Source organism: Bradyrhizobium sp. 25ACV, from assembly GCF_054863005.1.
This window is the reverse complement of sequence record NZ_JAVAYO010000002.1, coordinates 458689-474609: the sequence shown is the minus strand read 5'-3', so window position 1 is coordinate 474609 and position 15921 is coordinate 458689. Positions and strand designations below refer to the sequence as shown.

The window sequence follows — 15921 nt, the reverse complement described above, 5'->3', positions numbered from 1 at the left end:
ACCGTCAAAGCTCGAAAAGCTTTCGCGGTGCGCGGGTCAAGGCTTCGGCGCCCGTATCAGTAATGCGGATCGTTTCGCTGATCACATATCCGAAATCTTCATCGATCCAGTTGCCCAGCATCAAATGGAAACACATATTCGGCTTGAGTTCCGTCATGTCGCCGTTCGCAAGGCTTGCAGTTGGCTCCAACCAGTCGACTCCAATGGAGTAGCCGCAACGTGATTCCTTCTTGACGCCCATGCTTTCCGAGGTTCGATAGAAAGCATTAGCGACATCGCTACAGGTGCGCCCTGGTTTCGCCGTGTCTAATGCCGCTTCAAGACCAGCCAAGTGTGCATCATGCGTGCGACGCAGACGATCTGATGGCGCACCTATTGAGAAGGTACGCATGATAGCGGCCGTGTAATTATAGCGAATTCCGCTCAACTCAATATTCACTTGGGACCCGTCGCGAAACACGTCTTCGCTCCATAGAATGTGTGCCGTGCCGGTACGCGGCGTCGTACACATCAAGAAAGGCTTCAAGTTTGTTGCGTTAGGACCACCTTTGGCTCCGCGAACCTGCGCGGCTTGAATTTCAGCTGCCGCGTCGCCTTCCCGCACACCAGGCCGGATTACCTCGGTGGCGCGCATGATTGCAGTGTCCGCAATGGCGGCCGCCTCCCGCATTACGCGAATCTCAAGATCAGACTTAACAATGCGGATCCAGTCTACGACCTTCGTGCAATCGACAATTTTCGCATTCCATAGTCGGGCCTTGAATTTCTCCGCTGCCTGAGCCGTTAAGTTACCGAGTTCAAGCCCCACCCCACGATTGGCAACACCGGCATCGAGAAGAAAATCGATAACGGCATCGAAGCCATTCTTCTCGGCGTTCGCGACAAAGGCCTCCGAATAGGCGATCACCTTTCTGCGATCCATAAACGAATGATGGATGACGCCAGGTCCATCCATACTGCGCACGACCATCGTCGGTTCTTCGTCTCGAAGCGTGATCACCAGTCCATGCAGGGCGTGCATCCTGCTTAAGCTACCCGTGAGATATGTCACGTTGGCCCAGCTCGTTACAACAAGTGCATCAACATCGCGGCGCGACATCTCCGATTTCACTTCTGCAAGTCTACGCAGATACTCTTCTCTCGGGAACGCCTGCGGTCCTTTGCTTATCGCCATTGTTAACACTCTATCTGGTTGATTTACGTATTTCAGTGGTCGTGCAGGGGGGCGCATATAAAACCGATGCCGATCAACACCGATCTGTCAGATTTTCTGCGTTGCGTACGCAGCAAGAGATGAGCGCACTATTGTGACATGCTCTCAGTGCGACCTATACCGTCAAGGACGGCGGCGCCAGTCCGGATTCCATTATAGAAGCATTCAATCTTGATGTTTTCATTCGGCGCGTGATTTGCCTCGTCATTATTGGCGTAAGGCACAACGAATGATGGGACACCGAGAATCTCCGTGAAAATGTAGTCGGGCAATGTACCGGCACCAGACGGATAGATCAGAGGCTCAACGCCCTGCGCGACTTGAACGGCGCGAGAAATGACGGTTGAGAATGCGGAGTCTATCGGAGTTTTTGACGGCGGTGTAGCTTCGAGCAATACGAGCTCAACATCAGGCGCATGCTTCTTAACGTGCTCCTCAATCTTCGAGAACACGTCCTCGTGATTTTGTCGGCCGACAAGACGAACATCGCACTTTACGACAGCCTGATGCGGCAATACGGTCTTCACCCCAGGCCCTCCATATCCTCCACGGAAACCGTTGATGGTCAACGTGGGGTAGAACATCAGCCTTTCCGCCAAAGATCGGTCCGGCGGATTGTCCACCCTCGAAAGACCGAGGCTCTCTTTTAGCTCCTCGATATGCAGAGGCAAACGCGCTAGCGCTTCGCGCTCCCTATCGGTCGGCGGTATAACGCCATCATAAAAGCCATTTATCGTAACTTGCCCCGACGGATCCTTCATCGTCGCCAACAGGTGCACGAGCGTCCAGATTGGATTTGGGACCACGCCGCCGAAGCTGCCGGAGTGAACGTCGCGATTTGCATGCCGAGCACGCAATTCAAACGCGACAATTCCCCGACATCCATGCGATACGGAAGGGCGCCCCGAAATATGCATCGGACCATCGGCCGTCACGACTAGATCAGCCCTAAGCACGTCGCGGTGAGTACGCACGAACTCGGCAATACTCGGGCTTCCCGTCTCTTCTTCACCTTCCAGGAGAAGGACAACATTACACGGCAAACGGCCATGGACAGCCAAATAAGACTCTATCGCCAGGATCTGTGCGAAGTGCTGTCCCTTATTGTCCCCGGCCCCTCGCGCATATATGCGCCCGTCTCGAATAGTCGGCTCGAAAGGTGGGCTGACCCACTCTTCGAGCGGGTCGGGAGGCATTACGTCGTAGTGACCGTATAGCAAAACTGTCGGCGCTCTAGCATCCTGCTCCCAACGCCCCATTACGACCGGATATCCGGACGTCTGAATCTTTTTAGAGGCGAGTCCTACACGCTCCAGCATTGTGACGAGAATGTCGGCAACTTCATTCATACCAATATTTTGCGCGCTAATGCTCGGGTGTCGCAAATAATCGATAAGACGGCCGGTGAACGCATCTTTGTTGGTATCGATGTACTGAAATACTTTGGCTAAGTCCGCGCTGGCGGCGACATCACGAACATTCAGACTCATGGACATCTATCCTATTCGACCGAGAGCAAGCCTCAGACCTCTGGCAAAGACACCGACACATCTCCTCGGCTGCCGGCCACCAAAACGATGAGACGATGGCCAGCACGGGTTGATCGTCGAGCCATCGTAGGTGAGGTTCGATCGCCGGCGCTCGATAGGCGCAAATTGCTGCGCAATATCAAAGTCAATTCGGCCCACTCCTACGCGTAGTGCTCGCTTCGCGAAACTTCTTGACAGCCTCAGTTCTCAGGTCGGCGCGATCCTCTCAAATTCGACCGATCTTTCCATGCGTTTTGGGCGAGCTTTCGCCGAAAGTCTCCGGTTAAGCATGAATTCGCGCAGCATTTATGCTGCCAAGCGTACCGCCGTTGAAGAGCTCGCGCCAGCCGGACGGAGTTATCGAACGTAGCTAGGCAGCGAAGATGACCTTTCAGTTATGGAAGGAGTCACTGCATTTCGAGCGGAAACCAGCATGCAAACGCACAATTTCGGTAAAAGAGGGCTCTCGTTTAGCTCATCTCCGCGTCAAGGACTGGTTAGCATCTGCGAACGAGCTGACCTAATCACCGCGAGGCATTCATGAGCGTATTCACAAAGGTTATCCTATTCACCGACACTGACGGCCGCGCACGCTTTCGCGAAGAGATCGTAGATCTCTCCGAAGGTACGCCGCAGATCCAGACGTCACCACATTTCCCCTGCAAGAGTTATCGGCTGCGTCAAAGCCCTGTCGGCTTTAGCTACGACTTTCATTGCTCGGGCAATCCGTTGTACGTTTTCATTCTTGGAGGGCAGATGGAGATCATTTTGCAGGATGGAAGTGCCCGCCTCTTCAAACCTGGCGACAGCTTCTATTCGGCAGACGTGCTTCCCGCCGGCGCGGCTTTCAACAAGAAAGTACATGGGCACGCCTCACGTCAGGTCGGCCCAGATCCGCTGGTCACGCTGTTCTTGGGCATTTGACCTGTTGTTTCGCCTAATGTCTCCTTTAGGCTAAAGTCGATTTGTCGTTTGAAGACTTGTGGCTGATCAAGCGTAGCGTTTGTCCTAGGAAAAGTTACCGACGGAGTCTCTTCTCCTAGCGATCGCTGGCGTTGCGAGAGGAATTCAACCTCCCCCTGAACGGGTCGTTCCGCATGAGAGATTGTGAACTCGCCCATGCCTCGCGCCAGGAACACATCAGCGAACACATCAGCTCAAGATCCTGACTGGCGACCACAGTCGCAAGCGCGATCGCACTAGATCTAGCAACCGTCGACCCGGTTGGCCGCCAGCAGCTTTTGGGAATAGGAACAACTGTGAACAATCTTTTCTCTTGCCAAACTCGCCTTCGACAATCGAACAGGACGCTGTCGCACCGACAAACAGTCACCCGTCCTGTGCGTAGGGCAAGATAATGGGCTGTTGCTGGACTCTGGCAAGCCGATGGAGGACGATTGGTGTGATCGTACACAAACATCTCGGCGGCTGTTTCGTCCAAGATCTTTTCTGCGGTGTAGGTTACGCCTTCTCCGCCGTATGTTCATAGCGCCCCGCCGCAGAGCCGCTAGCATCAAGTGAGAGTTCATTGGGTTCGGCGTCGAACAAGAGCTCCGGCGCGCGCCAAAAATGGGGAAATCTATGATGTCGCTCTTCTTTTCCCTAAGCGGAGCCGGAAGGGACTCTCCTTCTGATTTCCACTTCGCTCGGATTTACGGCGGCTAGGCGCAAGGTGACCGATAAAGTCTCGCTAGACCCGGCTATTAATCGGAGCTGAAAAACTCTGCTGCTCGCATAAGTCGCTTACTCCGGATGGCTATCGGCATTGCAGTCCCTCATGAATTTACGCGTTACGTTTGCCTTCTCCTTGTCGAGTCAACTCTGAGTACCGCTCTTATCTTTGGCCCACGAGGCAACAGAGTTTATAATATGTCGATGCATGGCTTTCGCCGCAGGCGCCAAATTCTGCCGATTCAGCGAAGCCAGCACAATGAGCCGGCTTTCTGCTGGACGGAATGGAAAAGCCTGCACGGAAGTTCTGTAGTTCAGGAGTGCCAGTTGGGGTATTACGCTAATGCCAAGCCCACTCTCGACTATTGCAATGACCGCGGCGCTGTCGATCGCCCGCGCGTTCGATCGAACCGAGGTTTTGTGTTTCGCCAATACCTGCTGGATTTCCTTTCCATAGTCTTGTCCCTGCAGCACCACGTTGTGGTCGGCCAAATCGGGAACGGTGACGTAGGCCTTATTTTTGGGCGTGAAGCCGAGCGGCGCGATACAAACGAGTGGGTCCGTGTATAGCGGCGTTATGTCCAGACCCGGCGGCGCAGGCAGGATAATAAAACCCATATCGACCTGGCTCTTGATGATCCATTCAGCAACATCGTCGTATCCGCCTTGATCAATGGCGACTTCTATCTTCGGGTAGTGGGCAGCAAAGGAGCGAATGATCTTCGGCAACCATGCGACACTGACGCTGCTGAACGCGCCGATGCGCACGGTCCCAGCCTCAAGTCCGAGAAGTTTTGACGCTTGCTGCCTCAATTTGCCATTACAGTGAAGCACTTCTCTCACGGTCGGCAAGAGGGCTTCCCCTGCTGCCGTCAGATGAACACCACTTCGATTTCTGACAAAAAGTGTAAATCCGATTTCCTGCTCGAATGAAGCTAGTGCATGGCTAACTGCAGACGGCGAAAGATTCAACTGGTGCGCAGCTGCCGCAAAGGTACCGCGCTCCGCGATCGTGACGAAAACCTCATAGGCACCTAACGACATGACACCTCAGTTTAGATGAATACTTGCATCTTCCGCCCTTGAGGGAGGCAGCGTAAATGTTCGTTTGTTGAAAATATTGCATCTATGGATCAAAAGAATTCGCTTTTTCTGTTTGGAAGTCCTCCGTATCATTGGGACAGTATCGGAAGCAAATGAGTTGGTTGGCTTTCTGCCGGTTTCGCCCGAACGAGTTTGGCAATCATCCGGGGAGACACTGTGGCCGGGATAGATCTTGATGCACGTTTTCGATGGGAGAAGGGCACGCCTTCATGCGGATCGGCTTGGCAGGGCAAATCAAGCAGCAGCTGGCGGCGCCCTTGAGCGGCTGCTCAGACCTTCGATCCTTGCGTTCGCGGTGTTTGCCGAGAGACTATCGACCGGTCCTTCTAGTCCGAGGGCGCCTCGGGCCTTTAGTTATCAGAGACGCGGCTTTGATGCTGCATTCGCATGCCGAGTCACAATCCAATGGCGCACATCGTCAAAGATGAATCACAACGGCCGTCTGCTGCCCGATCTCACTTGGCAAGCCTTTCAAGTACAACTGGCTGTATGCACAATGATCGTCTGGTGAAGTCCTCCGTTTCGTAATTTTAACCAGCGAGGAAAGTGGGGGAATGGCAAGTTCAGTTAGCGAAATCATATCGTATGCCTCGGCCAGGCAATCGCACTCAATTGACCGCACAGAAGCGATGGAACTCGACAGAATCGATGGTCGTCTTCTTGATCTCGTGCAGCGCAACAATCGTCTGAGCAGTGAAGAACTTGGCGCGAAGGTCGGTCTGTCCGCATCTGCGGTTCAGCGTCGACTGAAGCGCCTACGATCGGAAGGTATCATAGAAGCAGACGTCTCAATCGTTTCTCCAAAAGCGATCGGACGAAACGTGACCGTGGTGCTTGTCATTTTTTTTGAGCGCGCTCGGGCCGACATCATTGATCGCTTCAGACGGGCAATTCGCAAGATGCCTGAGGTGATGAGCGGATTCTACACTACTGGTCCGGCCGACTTCGTGCTGCTAGTTACGGCAGATAATATGGAAGACTACGAACAATTTACCCGTCGCCTTGTACACGAAGCTCCGGACATAAAGCGCTTTGAAACCATAGTGGTCTTGGACCGATTCAAAGTCGGCTTCACTTTGCCAATGTCTTCCATCGCCTGCTGGTGATCAATCATTGTTCGCGCGGTTCTGAGCGATCTGCAAGACAGCCTGCTGGGCAACCGCTACGGTTTTGGTCGACCTCCGCCTTGGTGACCATGAGGGCGGTGTCAACCCGATAAATGTCAGCGGTCCGGAAGCGCGCAATTCGGATCCCATTCGACACACGAGCACCGATCGAATACGGTGAGCGCCGTTTTGCCCCGCCCTCTCGCGGTAAGGGGGATAGGCGAGTTTCACGATCACTTGTACGCATCCGGTGTCGGCCCCCGGCTGGGCCGTTTTGGGGTGGCATGCTGATGAACTCAAGTCGCGTGAGCGACGCGCTGAGGACGCCAATTCCAAGAGAGCAGTTCGTGAATGCGCTTGGCGGAGTGATCCGGCATGCGGGCCAAGACATCGGCAAGCCAGGCTTGGGGATCAATGTCGCTGAGCTTGGCGCTGGCAATAGGGGTATAGATAGCAGCCGCATACCGGCCGCCCATCGGAGCCGGCGAAGGTCCAATTTTTTCTTTCCACGGCAATTGCCTTCTCGGGCCACGCGCTGGACAAAGAACTCGCTGTGAGCCGAGATCCGGCGAGGACACGTGGGGATCGATCATGCCTTTCCGGCGTCTGGCTGTGACGGCGCGTTTGCCGGCAAAGCGTTCTGAGCGTGAGATCGTCGTGTTTCCACGCTTGCGGCGATCATGCTAATCGCGGATTGTGGCCTCCAGAACATAGACACACGTTCTGCATGTTGCACAGGAGCCCAGCCCATAGGGTCAAGTTGATGCCGTGCGCAGCAAGGCGAAGAAGGGCGGACCCAGAGAAGAATCCGCTACCGCTGGTCGCGTGGTGAAGCTCTCGCCGGCGAGCACACGATCGTGCTCCATCGACAATGGCGGCAACGTGAGAAGGTCCTTATGCGTTTCAACACCACCCCGACGAGAGAGGGCACACTCTACTGACAGCCCCCATACTCGCTACAGCTAGCTTAGATTGGCGGTTCACCAGGACCTTAAACGCGACAGAGCAGGCTCTCATCGGGTCACACCTGAGCCTTCACCGTGAGCGGCGCAACCGATAACATCACCATGCGCAAGCGCGCGAAATCGGTCCCCGGTTGCCGGCAACATTCAACACGCAAGCGCAAAATTGGAGACGCGCTCCCAGGTCGAGATGTCGAAGTGTTGCCGGGCACCGTGATGCCGGCGGCACCAATGATCGCACCGATGCCACCTACGCCTTCCGCAGCAGGCGATTAGTCTGGTCGAGTCACCGCATTCGGCGTCGCCAGATCGGGCTTGCACGTGCGTACCTTGCAGCCCGAGGCGCTCGACGACTGGGCCAGCACCTCGCGTGCGTCGAGGTAAACCACGTCGCACAAGGCCAGCGCGTTCGCGCCAGGGGCCCGCGAGCTTCAGCGCCGCCGCACGGCCCCCGTCTCGCGGCTGCGATCACGACGAGCATCGTTTCCTCAGTTGTTCAAGAGGAAGGTGGCACGGTTCCAGGTCGAGGGTCGATGGGCAAAAGCTTATGCAGCCCCATCAGGCTTTCGTAGAGCGAAGCAGCTTGCAACAAGGCGGCCTCTCCGCGCGACTTACCGACCAGTTGCAGGCCAACCGGCCGGCCGTATCGATCGAACCCGCAGGGCACGGCGATGGCGGGACTAGCCGCCGCGGTGATCGCCGACAGGGCCTTGGAGCCTGCCAAGTAGTGCTCGAGCGGTCTGCCGGCGATGGCGGCGGGCTTACGCAGATTGACGTCGAACGCTCCCGTCGGCATACTTGGCATCACGAGCAGGTCGTATTCTTGGAAGAACGCGACCATGCGTCGGAACAGCGCGGCGCGTTCGCGCTCGGCCCAGGCAAGCCGACTCGCCGTCTGCTTAAGGCCAAGCTCTGTGTTCCAGAGGATCTCGGGCTTGATCTTTTCGCGGTGCTCCCGGATCTGCAGTTCGCTGTCGACGACAAATTGTTGGCTGCGCAGCGCCATGAATACCTCGTTCACCGGTCCGAAATCCGGAGAGGCTTCCTCCACAACTACGCCCAGCTCCTCGAACCGTCGCACAGCCTTCGTGCAGATCTCTCTAATCTCCGCATCGAGTTGTATCTTGCCGCCCAGGTCGGCTGTGAAGGCGATCCGCTTCGGCGCGATGGGATGAGCGACGGCGGCGCTGAACGACACGGCCGGCGCGTCAAGCGTCATAGGATCGTGCGGACACATTCCCGCCATCGTGTCGAGAAATAGCGCCAGATCGGCGACTGTCCGCGCCATCGGACCCTGCACCCACTGCGGCGAATAGAGACTATTCGTGGTTCCACGGGTCACCCTCCCCGGCGAGGGCCTAAGACCAACGACGGAACAGTAGGTGCCGGGACCGCGCAGCGAGCCGCCATGATCCGAGCCGTGTGCGAGCCACACCTCGCCCGTCGCGACTGAGACCGCGCCACCGCCGGTCGATCCGCCGCAGGTGAGAGAGGTGTTCCAGGGATTGCGGGTGCGGCCGAACACTTCGTTGAACGTGCTGCCGCCCGCACCGAATTCGGGCGTGTTGGATTTCGCAACCACGATGCCGCCTTTGCGCTCGATGCGCTCGACGAGCGGATGAGACCGGGTTGGCACATGATCCGCGAACAGCGGCGAGCCGTAGGTGGTGCGCACGCCAGCCACATCCGTGAGGTCCTTGATCGAGACCGGGAGCCCGCCGAGCCAGCCCGGCTCGTCCTTCGCCTCGCAAGCGGCCTTGGACATTATACGCTTGGCGTGATCGCGCGCCCGATCGAAGCACAGGATGGGCAACGCATTGACCGCCGGTTCGACCTCCGCGACGCGCTTTGCCGAAGCCTCGATCAGATCGAGCGGCGTAATCTCGCGCTTCTTAAGCCGCGTGATTGCCTCGACCGCAGTTAGCCGCCAAAGATCGTCACTCATGCGGCCCTCCCATTAGCCGAACTGCCTGTGCTGTGGCTCTACCGGCGGTGCTCCCCTGCAGTGATGACGCAACGGAAGGCTGCATCACCGACGGCTCACGCCTCAAGCCCAAGCGCTTGCCCGCTTCCGGGGCAGGCAGGCAACCTTCATACAAAACTCAGATCGTGGTTCTTCATGTCGCGAACAAATTGAACGATCAGGTTGACCGTCGCGGCCGCATCACGGAGGTCGATCATCTCATGTGGTGAGAACGAATAGCGCCGCGGTATGCCCACGCTGATAGTAGGAATTCCGCCATTGCTGACGTGGATAGCGGCGGCTTCTGAGCTGCCACGATTATTCGAGACCGTGAACTGCAATGGCAGCTTCCTGCTCGCCGCCGCGGCTAGCAAATGGCGTTTCATCGCGGGGTGGGCAATATTACCCCGAACAATCACCTCTCCACTTGACATCGTCAGGTGGACCGACGGGCCTTTACCCATAATCGGGGGAGCTTCCTTGGTCACGCTGAAATCGGGCGTGTCGTTCGCTGGAGATCCATCAATGGCGATCGCATAGTCCGGCTTGCTGCGATGAACCGCCATAACGGCCCCGCGAAGGCCGACCTGCTCGAGCACGGTAGCAACCGCGTGAACGGTTCCGAAAGGAGTCTCACCTTTGAGTTCAGCCAGCGCCTGGATCATGATTGCAAGCCCGGCGCGGTCGTCCATACCCTTGGCACAAACGCGATGTCCTCCAGTGAATTCTTCGAATTCACTGATGAAACTCACTGGGTCCCCAACGTTAATACCCAGTTCGCTTACTTCTTGCGCGCTCGACGCGCCAACATCGATGTAGAGCTCGGTAATGGGCGTGACTTCCTTAGCACCGGCTGCCACGCGGGAGCGCTCGGAGAGAGAGCCAATCAGGCCGAAATGGCCGTTGACGTTGACCCTGCGGCAACCGAGCAGTGCGTCACTTACCCCGCCTAGGCGCTCGAAGCGCAAAAAGCCGTTCCGCTCTACACCCTTTACGATAAAGCCAATCTCGTCGCTGTGGGCGCTGAGCATGAGCAGCGGCGCCGCCTGGCGGCCGCGCTTCACGGCTGTGACGTTGCCGTAAGTGTCCGTCTCGACCTCGTCGACAAGTGGCTCGAAGCGGTGTTGGACATAACGTACCACTGCCTGCTCGAAACCCGAAACGCTGTGCAAGCCCGAAAGATCGCGCAGGGTCTGCTTCAGCCCCTCCTTGAGATGCTGGTCGCTAACGTTCTCACTCATTTATGTCTCCTCGCCTCTTTAGAAAATGATTGACCCGCTGTCCGTGCTGCGGTCGTTGTGAGAACGTCATTGATCTGGGACAAGCAGCCGGTATATTCCGGTGCTTGCGACATAGCGCTTAATAGCCGCGTCGCAGGTCCACCAAATTCTTCAGCGGCTGCCCTTTCAGGAAGCGCTCAATATTCTCTGCAACGATTTCAAATGCTCGCTCCATATAATTTGTGGGGATACCCGAAGTATGGGGCGTTACAATCACGTTCGGCATGTCCCACAGTGGACTGTCCTGCGGCAGCGGCTCACGCTCGAACACGTCGAGCATCGCACCCGCAATTGTGCCCGCCTGCAGAGCACTGATCAGGTCGGACTCGACGACAACGCTGCCCCGGGCGATGTTAATCAAAAATGCATCACGCCGCATGCATGCGATCTCAGCTGCGCCGATGAGGCCGACCGTCTCCCGCGTGGCCGGAACGGCCAGGACCACAAAATCGCAAAGCGGCAGCAAATCCTTCAGCTCATCGGAGCCGAACAACCGGTCTACGCCTTCGACTGGGACGGAAACATCCCGCTTCGAGCCCACAACGGTCATCCCCGCGCTCTTCGCGCGCCGAGCAATAGTCGCCCCAATCGAGCCCAACCCGACCACGCCAAGCGTTTTGTCGGCCAGTGGCGTCACGCTGCGGACGGTCCATTGCCGCTCCGCCTGGTCGCGCAGAAACTTGCGGAAATCCCAATTCAGCATTGTCACGCCGGCCATCACGTAATCCGCTATGAGGCCGCCATGCATGCCGCGAACATTGGTCACCATGATATGATCGGCCCTGTCACGGAGCGGGAACATGGAATCGACACCGGCGCCCGTGCTCTGAAACCAGCGCAGCTTCTTGGCCTGATCAAAGACTTCAACGGGAAATTGAAAGGCGAGCAACGCGTCCGCCTCGCCTATGTGTCGCTGAAGCCGATCAGGGTCTGGAGCTACTATGGCGCGAACTTGCGGAAAGCGCTCCCCCACAAGTCGCGCAAGAAGCTCGGCTTTGGGGTGGTTGATGACAATGGTGAGGGCCGGGCTTTCAGTGGACATGCTTACCTCTATGGATGCGTGGGCGACCCTTGGCGGATGACAACAGGGCTCGAGGCCGCGATTTCGTCGAACGCAGAACAGGAAAAACGCACCTTGCAAAGTAGGCGCGGCGAGATGAGAATGGACCAGTATCCATGGCAAAGTGAGCGATTGACTGGGTAGGCATGCACCCATTTCGCAGAGGATCTCCCATTACTGGGACTCGGCGCTACGCGTATGTCCTCTCAAGTCCATCCGTTACATTTCCATCCTTTACATTCATCGTGCAAACATTAGCGAACCATTAGATCCGAAATTCTTCAATGTGGCGCCGCTTAGGGCGGAAATTCCGCGCCTGCGCGCTGATTTCGGTCGAATTCGCCTGCGTTTCCAAATGAAAATGCTGAACAATCTGAAACTGAAATCGCGCAACGTTCCGATCTGAAATCGCTCAGACGAAGGGGCCTTTTGTGACTCCGACAAGTCACCTGCTTTCGGCTTTGGGAATGAGTGGATCGAATGCCCGATGGCGGCTTGCGAGGCGCCCACCGATTCAAGGCCAGTTCGCCTGCGGCCAGCAGTTGGTCGGGCCGCGCCGGAATGGAGGCGGGCAACTTTGTCACCGCATGCGCATTCTGTCGATCAATGTCAGTTCGCGCGAAATTGCATCAGTCTGGCGGCCGAATTCGTCGCTCTTAGTCGCGACACCCATCGGCCCACGGCTGCGCGTGGGCTACGCGGAAGGATGAGTGACAGCGCCCGTCCGAACAGGCCAACTCGAGGCCGAGATGAATTCGTCCATCACGGTGCGAACCGCAGCCTCGGGAGTGGAATTGATCTCGTCGACTTCCCTGATTCGAAGTCACTGGCAGAGGCGCGAAGCGAGGACGTCGCGATGGGCGCTACCGAAAACGATCAGTCCACGGTCGCTGAGGGCGATCACAGCACAACCTCCATCTTTGAAGGCCGAGCACGTTGTTGCGCTCCTCTTGAAAATAGCACTACTTCCGCTTTCGCGCGCCCACTCCTCTCAATCGATGCCCAGGGCTTCGATCTTGGCCACGGTGAGGGTTACAACAAGGCGCATTCGAGCGATGATTTCGCGGATCTGGTCCTCAGTCACGATCAGGGGCGGACAAAGTGCCAGCGTATCTCCAATGCCGCGGAAGATAAGACCGTGATCGTGGGCAATCTGCATTGCCAAGCTACCCACTTGCCCCGGTTTCGAGAAAGGGCGTCTCGACGCCTTATCCGCGACAAGCTCCACAGCGGCAATGAGGCCCACGCCACGCACCTCTCCGACGAAAGGCAATTCGCCCAGTTCGCGAAGACCGGTCTGGAATTGGTGTTCCAACTTCGCGGCATTGCCAATCAGATCGCGTTCCTCGATGATCTTCAGGTTTTCTAACGCAACAGCGGTAGCGACGGGATGTGCCGACCCGGTATAGCCGTGGCCAAACGTACCGATTTTGTGAGTGTTGTCGGCGATCACATCGTAGATGCCTTCCCCGAACAAGACTGCGCCAAGCGGCATATAGCTTGACGTGATCTGCTTCGAGACGGTGACAATGTCCGGCGAGAAACCGAACCTTTTGTACCCGAAAGACGTGCCCAGACGCCCGAAACCGGTAATTACCTCGTCGGCGACCAAGAGAATGTCGTACCTGCGACAGAGGGCTTCGATTCCGGCCCAGTAGCCTTCCGGGGGTGGCAAGACGCCGCCGGCTGCCATGACCGGCTCGCCGATGAACGCAGCAATCGTATCCGGTCCCTCTCGCAGTATTGTATCCTCGGCCTCGATCAGCAGGCGTTGGGTGAACTCCGCCTCAGATTCCCCATCCACCCCAAAGCGGTAATAGTGCGGACAGGTCAGATGCACAACAGGGATCGCAGGCAGGTCGAAATCGCGATGATTGTTCGGCAGGCCGGTCAGGCTGCCGGCACCAATGGTAATGCCGTGATAGCCCTTATTACGAGCCAAGAACGTTTTCTTTTGAGGCCGCCCCAAAGCGTTGTTCATGTACCAGACAAGCTTGACTATCGTATCGTTCGCCTCCGAACCGGAGTTCGTATAGAACACCCGCGATAAGCGCTTCTCAGCCGCCATCTCGACCAATTTGTCCGACAACCTGATAGACGGCTCGTGCGATTTGCCGGCGAAGATGTGATAATAGGGCAGCTTTTCCATCTGCTTCATGGCTGCTTGGAGCAGCCGCTTCTCGCTAAATCCGACGGCAACCGACCACAATCCGGCGAGCGCCTCGATGTACTGCTTGCCACTGGAATCGTAGACATAAATGCCATCACCCCGATCCATGACCAGAGGACCTGTCGCCTCCAAAGCGCGTGCATCCGTATACGGGTGCAGCGAAGTCGCAAGATCCATTGCTACGAGCGAATTTGATACGGTCATGTCAATACTCACGCTGAATGCACGGGCGAGATCATGAGATATTTGGTCTCGAGATACTCATCTATACCGTGATAAGAACCTTCCCGGCCGATACCGCTTTCCTTCATTCCACCGAACGGCGCCACTTCAGTGGAAATCAAGCCCTCGTTTACGCCCACGATTCCGGTCTCGAGTGCCTCGGAGACACGGAACATCCGGTCGAGATCGCAGGTGAAAATGTATGAAGCCAGGCCGTAAGAGGTGGCGTTTGCGAGCCGTATAACTTCGTTCTCGGTCTCAAAGCGAAACAGAGGCGCGACGGGACCAAAGGTCTCATCATGAGCCAGCTCCATATCGGAGTTGGCGTTTCCGAGGACCGTTGGTGTGTAGAAGCGTCCACCGAGAGCGTGGCGCTTGCCGCCAATAATGACCGTGGCGCCCTTCGACACCGCATCCGCTACGTGCAGCTCGACTTTAGCGACTGCCGCATCGTTGATCAGCGGCCCAATGGTAACATCCGGTTCAGTACCACGCCCTACGTTCAAAGCCTCGACGGCCTTCCTGAGAGCGCCAGTGAAAGCGTCGTAAATGCCAGACTGCACATAGATACGGTTGGCCGACACGCAGGTCTGCCCGGCGTTTCTAAACTTGGACGCTAAGCACGCTGCAACCGCGTTCTTAACCTCGGCATCGTCGAAGATGATCATCGGAGCATTTCCCCCGAGTTCGAGTGACACCCGTTTGACCGTTGGCGCAGCCTGTTCGAGCAGCAGCTTGCCGACGCGGGTCGACCCGGTGAAGCTAACCTTCCGCACCGCCCGGCTCTGCATGAGCGCACGTCCGATCTCGACCGGCATTCCGGTCACCACGTTGAGAACTCCGTCGGGCAGGCCAGCGAGTTGCCCCAACCTGGCTAACGCCAATGCGGAGAACGGCGTGAGCTCTGACGGCTTCAATACGATCGTGCAGCCGGCGGCGAGAGCAGCAGCTGCCTTGCGGTGAAACAATGCCGAAGGGAAATTCCATGGTATGATAAGGGCGCAAACTCCGACCGGCTGCTTCTGGACAAGAATTCGCTGTTTTGGCTTCGGTGCAGGGATAATGTCGCCATAGACGCGCTTCGCTTCTTCGGAAAACCATTCGACAAAGGTCGCGCCATAGGCGATTTCGGCCCGCGCTTCAGCAAGCGGCTTTCCCTGTTCAGCGGTAAGTATCTGAGCCAGAGCCTCCTGGTGCGCCAGGATCATCGCGTGCCAGCGCTTCAACAGCGCCGCACGCTGGCTCGCCGCTAACGCGCGCCAAGCCGGAAGAGCGGCCTCTGCGGCGGCTATAGCTCGGACGGTCTCCGCCATCCCCAAGTCGGGGACTTCCCCGACCATTTCGCCGGTTGCCGGATCCATGACCTGCATGGTCGCGCTGTTATCAGCAGAGATCCACGCGCCGCCCACAAAGGCTAAAGGCCGCATCAGATCGGCCGTTGTGATGGACTCCGTCTTATCTAGCATTTCCAATTTTTCCGTCTGGGATCAGCCCGCTGGGTCGGCCACTGAAGCGTGGGACTTCGACCATTAGTTCATCCAACTCAACTTGTTCGGACCCTATCCAACTTCGCAGGCAGAAATATCGAGGCTATCGATCAATGGGGTGCATCCGTCCTAAGATTGCGGGCCCGTTTGCCCG

General features: G+C 57.0%; 10 protein-coding genes and 1 pseudogene. 2 read left to right on the top strand and 9 right to left on the bottom strand.

Translation table 11 applies throughout. The annotated features are described in order from the left end of the window. Positions 1-4: 4 nt before the first annotated feature. The gene (locus RAD04_RS05970) at positions 5-1174 is read right to left on the bottom strand and encodes a M24 family metallopeptidase (RefSeq protein WP_461623002.1); all 1170 of its coding nucleotides are present in this window, start codon (positions 1172-1174) and stop codon (positions 5-7) included. A 128-nt stretch (positions 1175-1302) separates the two neighbouring features. Further along, positions 1303-2703: a M20/M25/M40 family metallo-hydrolase gene (locus RAD04_RS05965; protein ID WP_461623001.1), complete on the bottom strand. Its 1401-nt coding sequence runs from the start codon at positions 2701-2703 to the stop codon at positions 1303-1305. Between the two features lie 579 nt (positions 2704-3282). On the opposite strand from RAD04_RS05965, the gene RAD04_RS05960 reads away from it, so the two are divergent. Then, a complete protein-coding gene (locus tag RAD04_RS05960; protein ID WP_461623000.1) occupies positions 3283-3666 on the top strand; it encodes a cupin domain-containing protein in 384 nt (127 codons plus the stop codon). A gap of 891 nt (positions 3667-4557) precedes the next feature. Here the strand turns inward: RAD04_RS05960 and RAD04_RS05955 are convergent. Next, a complete protein-coding gene (locus RAD04_RS05955) occupies positions 4558-5457 on the bottom strand; it encodes a LysR family transcriptional regulator (RefSeq protein ID WP_461622999.1) in 900 nt (299 codons plus the stop codon). A 689-nt stretch (positions 5458-6146) separates the two neighbouring features. Here RAD04_RS05955 and RAD04_RS05950 point away from each other — a divergent pair. Then, positions 6147-6623 (top strand): Lrp/AsnC family transcriptional regulator, encoded by a 477-nt coding sequence (locus RAD04_RS05950; RefSeq protein WP_461623183.1) that lies wholly within the window; start codon positions 6147-6149, stop codon positions 6621-6623. A 296-nt stretch (positions 6624-6919) separates the two neighbouring features. On the opposite strand, the pseudogene RAD04_RS05945 reads toward RAD04_RS05950, so the two are convergent. The 6 genes and pseudogenes from RAD04_RS05945 to RAD04_RS05920 form a co-directional block, all read right to left on the bottom strand. Beyond that, positions 6920-7145: pseudogene (locus RAD04_RS05945) on the bottom strand (transposase domain-containing protein); the annotation flags it as partial. A gap of 936 nt (positions 7146-8081) precedes the next feature. After that, positions 8082-9530 (bottom strand): amidase, encoded by a 1449-nt coding sequence (locus RAD04_RS05940; protein ID WP_461622998.1) that lies wholly within the window; start codon positions 9528-9530, stop codon positions 8082-8084. Between the two features lie 146 nt (positions 9531-9676). Continuing rightward, positions 9677-10789: a M42 family metallopeptidase gene (locus RAD04_RS05935; RefSeq protein ID WP_461622997.1), complete on the bottom strand. Its 1113-nt coding sequence runs from the start codon at positions 10787-10789 to the stop codon at positions 9677-9679. 118 nt (positions 10790-10907) lie between these two features. Beyond that, positions 10908-11870, bottom strand: a complete 963-nt coding sequence (locus RAD04_RS05930) for a D-2-hydroxyacid dehydrogenase (RefSeq protein ID WP_461622996.1) — start codon at positions 11868-11870, stop codon at positions 10908-10910. Positions 11871-12879: 1009 nt separating this feature from the next. Continuing rightward, positions 12880-14262 (bottom strand): aspartate aminotransferase family protein, encoded by a 1383-nt coding sequence (locus RAD04_RS05925; RefSeq protein ID WP_461622995.1) that lies wholly within the window; start codon positions 14260-14262, stop codon positions 12880-12882. A gap of 8 nt (positions 14263-14270) precedes the next feature. Next, positions 14271-15746 (bottom strand): NAD-dependent succinate-semialdehyde dehydrogenase, encoded by a 1476-nt coding sequence (locus RAD04_RS05920; RefSeq protein ID WP_461622994.1) that lies wholly within the window; start codon positions 15744-15746, stop codon positions 14271-14273. Positions 15747-15921: the final 175 nt, after the last annotated feature.

Excerpts from the sequence above, each read along its gene's own strand:
- RAD04_RS05970 (WP_461623002.1), bottom strand. The coding sequence starts at position 1,174 with ATGGCGATAAGCAAAGGACCGCAGGCGTTCCCGAGAGAAGAGTATCTG.
- RAD04_RS05965 (WP_461623001.1), bottom strand. The coding sequence starts at position 2,703 with ATGAGTCTGAATGTTCGTGATGTCGCCGCCAGCGCGGACTTAGCCAAA.
- RAD04_RS05960 (WP_461623000.1), top strand. The coding sequence starts at position 3,283 with ATGAGCGTATTCACAAAGGTTATCCTATTCACCGACACTGACGGCCGC.
- RAD04_RS05955 (WP_461622999.1), bottom strand. The coding sequence starts at position 5,457 with ATGTCGTTAGGTGCCTATGAGGTTTTCGTCACGATCGCGGAGCGCGGT.
- RAD04_RS05950 (WP_461623183.1), top strand. The coding sequence starts at position 6,147 with ATGGAACTCGACAGAATCGATGGTCGTCTTCTTGATCTCGTGCAGCGC.
- RAD04_RS05940 (WP_461622998.1), bottom strand. The coding sequence starts at position 9,530 with ATGAGTGACGATCTTTGGCGGCTAACTGCGGTCGAGGCAATCACGCGG.
- RAD04_RS05935 (WP_461622997.1), bottom strand. The coding sequence starts at position 10,789 with ATGAGTGAGAACGTTAGCGACCAGCATCTCAAGGAGGGGCTGAAGCAG.
- RAD04_RS05930 (WP_461622996.1), bottom strand. The coding sequence starts at position 11,870 with ATGTCCACTGAAAGCCCGGCCCTCACCATTGTCATCAACCACCCCAAA.
- RAD04_RS05925 (WP_461622995.1), bottom strand. The coding sequence starts at position 14,262 with ATGACCGTATCAAATTCGCTCGTAGCAATGGATCTTGCGACTTCGCTG.
- RAD04_RS05920 (WP_461622994.1), bottom strand. The coding sequence starts at position 15,746 with ATGCTAGATAAGACGGAGTCCATCACAACGGCCGATCTGATGCGGCCT.